Below are 2,622 nucleotides of genomic sequence, written 5' to 3'. Positions count from 1 at the left end.
GCGTGAGGTAAACTCACGCTTTGATTATTTGTATTATGCAGTCAGTTATCTGAACTGAATGCTGACAACTAATATTATTCGCCTTTCACTTCTAAATTAATAAACTTAACTAACTCTTCAGGTTGACCTACTAGCATCATTATTTGTTGATTAACTTCCATCATGGTTTTGCCTTCAGGCAATTTTGCCGACAAACTTAGTGAATTTAAACCTTTAGCAAAGTTGGTTAACGCTTGTGCTATTTCATCAGTTACAGGTGCTTGCTGCAATTGTTGTTGTAGAGTCATTTGCATCTGTTCTAAGGTCATACCTTGCTTTTTAAGCTCGCTTGATAATAAATCTTTCAGCTTACCTTGATTATTTAAAGCGAAGCTAACAGTGCGCGGCTCTAGCTTACTCATAGCTTGCATAATTAATGTTTGTTGCTGTAACTGTTGCTCATAAGAAAGCGGCTCATTGCCTGCTGCTTGTTGTGCCTTGCTTACCTCAAGCGAGGCTTCCATAAGTGCTTTAGAGTTAGCTAAGCCCATATCCATATTGAAACTAACAATATCTTTTGCATCTAGCTTAACAACTACATCACTGTCACCCGATTGCTCATCGTAATCTAGTGATGAATGTAAGTCGTAACTTGCCGATGCCAGCATTGCATTTGTATCAGCAGGTAGTTTTGCTACAAAGTCTTTATTAAACTGAAAACTTTTAATATCAAACGATGTATGAGGAGAAATTTTATCTGGCTCGTAACCCATTACTTCAATGCTTTGAATATTAGCAACATTGTCACCCTCAGGACTTATTACTTCCATATTGGTAATTTCTACGCTTTTTGAAATAATACTTGCCGATAAGCCAGCATATTTAAATGTAGCGCCTGTTTGCTCGCTAACTAAAGCAAGTTGCTTGTCAACTTCTGCACGCACTTCTTGCGTTGCCACATAGTTTGCATAGCTAACACCGCCAACGCCTGCTGCAATAATAGCCGCAACTATAACTAATTTTTTCATGTTATTTCCTTATTCAAATATTTATATAAGTTGGTCTTAACCCAAGAGTAACATCGAAGAACATCACCGATAAGTGTTAATTAATTAAACTAAGTAACTCATGTACAGTTTTTACCGGCGTAATTTTAGCCCCAAGCCCTTCCATAGACTTATGATAATTACGAAATGGAATAAATATTTCAGTAAAGCCATGTTGCGCAGCTTCTTTAACGCGTGGCACACCACTATCAATTGGGCGTACATCGCCGTTTAAGCTGAGTTCGCCCATAATACACGTGGTACGTGGCACAACAAATTCATTTAAGCTACTAAGTAGCGCGGTAACGAGAGCTAAATCAATGCACGTCTCTGTTTCATCAATTCTTAAACCACCCACAATATTAAAAAACGTATCGTGAAATATTTTCGTTTTAGTATGCTTACGTAATATACCAGTCAGCATTTTTATACGATTCATATTTAAGCCAACACATACACGCTGAGGAAATTCCGCCTCAGTCTCGGTAGTTAAGCACTGAATCTCGAGCAACAAATTACGATTACCTTTACGAATACAGGTAATTGTAGAGCCTGGCGAGTCAGTGGTTGAACCCGACAAGAAAATTTCACTTGGGTTATCAACACTCAACATACCGCGTTCGCACATTTTAAAAATACCCACAGTATCAATATCACCAAAGCGGTTTTTATTTGCCCTAAGGGTTCTAATTTGCCCATCGTTGGTGTCTATATGCAAAAGCGCATCGACTATATGCACAAGAGTTTGGGGCCCTGCTATTTCATTGTTTTTATTTACGTGAGCAATAATGAACATAGTTACATCATTTTGCTTGCAGTATTGAGTCAGCGCTTGAGCGGCACTTTTTACTTGCGATGGCGAACCTGGACTTCCATTTGCTGTATCGGTTACAACAGCTTGAATAGAGTCAATAACTGCAAACTTAATTTTATTTTTCTCGAGCTCTTCGATAATAACTTCAACACTGGTTTCTGATAACAAATAAAGCGCATCAGGGTTATAGTTTAACTTTAAACGATTTACTCTGTTTTTAAACTGCGATAATGACTCTTCTGCCGTACAGTAAAGTGATGGCATACGTTGTGACATTCTCGCCACCAAGTCAGACAACAGCGTTGTTTTACCCGCCCCCGGATCGCCCGAAATTATATTAACAGAGCCTGTTGTTACTCCACCGCTTAGCACACGGTCGAGCTCACCTATTTCAGTTAGCTGTTTTTCAGCTTCTGTTGTAGCAATGTCATTAATTTTTTTAGAACCGCCACCAATGCCCCCAGCATAACCCCCAACACTAGCACGTACGGATGCTTTTTTACTTTGCCCTGCTGAAGGTTTAAATTCTACTAATGTGTTCCATGCACCGCAGCGACATTGACCTTGCCACCGTGGGTAGTTCGTGCCACATTCTGTACAAACAAACTCTACTTTTGCCGCTTTAGCCATTGATAACGTTACCTACTCATACTTTGATTTTTGAATTATTACTTTTAAGTGCCTATTTTGCCACTTCACGCTTTAGGTTAGCAAGATGCCCTTGCCAACGAGAAAATTCAACGCCACAATCACTAAGTGCAAGTATGGTTTTCTTTTTTAACT

The 2,622-nt window shown here is 39.1% G+C and carries 2 protein-coding genes; both read right to left on the bottom strand.

The features are described from left to right. Window positions 1–74 precede the first annotated feature (74 nt). Window positions 75–1,007: a hypothetical protein gene (locus P20652_RS11920; protein ID WP_008167582.1), complete on the bottom strand. Its 933-nt coding sequence runs from the start codon at window positions 1,005–1,007 to the stop codon at window positions 75–77. Between the two features lie 76 nt (window positions 1,008–1,083). After that, complete coding sequence (gene radA / locus P20652_RS11925; RefSeq protein ID WP_008167581.1) at window positions 1,084–2,469, bottom strand: DNA repair protein RadA; 1,386 nt, start codon at window positions 2,467–2,469, stop codon at window positions 1,084–1,086. Window positions 2,470–2,622: the final 153 nt, after the last annotated feature.

The organism is Pseudoalteromonas sp. BSi20652 (assembly GCF_000239855.1).
In the GTDB taxonomy this organism is placed as follows: domain Bacteria; phylum Pseudomonadota; class Gammaproteobacteria; order Enterobacterales; family Alteromonadaceae; genus Pseudoalteromonas.
Note: the sequence above shows the minus strand (reverse complement) of the source record. Positions and strands in the feature narration are given on the sequence as shown.

Coding starts and splice junctions, on each gene's coding strand:
- P20652_RS11920 (WP_008167582.1), bottom strand. CDS start 1,007: ATGAAAAAATTAGTTATAGTTGCGGCTATTATTGCAGCAGGCGTTGGC.
- radA (WP_008167581.1), bottom strand. CDS start 2,469: ATGGCTAAAGCGGCAAAAGTAGAGTTTGTTTGTACAGAATGTGGCACG.